Below are 493 nucleotides of genomic sequence, written 5' to 3'. Positions count from 1 at the left end.
GAATACCAATCCGAGCACGACGACCAACAACTGAATGTTTTCTGAACCGATGCCAGCGCATCGGTTTTTACTTTTTGCATGGAGTGTATGATGACTGCATTGATCGTAATTCTTGTGATCCTGGCTGTACTGGCTTTCTGGGCTATCGGTGTCTACAACCGCCTGGTTGGTTTGCGTAACCGCTTTAAAAATAGTTTTGCCCAGATCGATGTACAACTCAAGCGCCGCTATGACCTGATTCCGAATCTGGTCGAAGTCGCTAAAGGCTATATGAAGCATGAGCGTGAAACCCTGGAAGCAGTGATCCATGCGCGCAATCAGGCAGTCAGCGCCAGCAGCAAAGCGGTGCTGGACCCGGCGGATGGCGCCTCGGTACAGCAACTGGCGGCAGCGGAAGGCACACTCACGGCTTCGCTGGGTAAGATGTTCGCGCTGTCGGAGTCCTATCCTGACCTGAAGGCAAATCAGAACATGATACAGCTGACCGAAGAGC

The 493-nt window shown here is 52.3% G+C and carries 1 protein-coding gene; it reads left to right on the top strand.

Annotation, left to right across the window (positions count from 1 at the left end):
* Positions 1-87: 87 nt before the first annotated feature.
* The coding region (locus KDM89_RS19590) for a LemA family protein (protein ID WP_212689569.1) at positions 88-493 on the top strand (406 nt) is incomplete at its 3' end.

The sequence above is a fragment of the Cognatundibacterium luofuense genome, assembly GCF_018139685.1.
Lineage (GTDB): Bacteria > Pseudomonadota > Gammaproteobacteria > Burkholderiales > Burkholderiaceae_D > Undibacterium > Undibacterium luofuense.
This window is presented reverse-complemented; position numbering and strand designations above follow the sequence as displayed.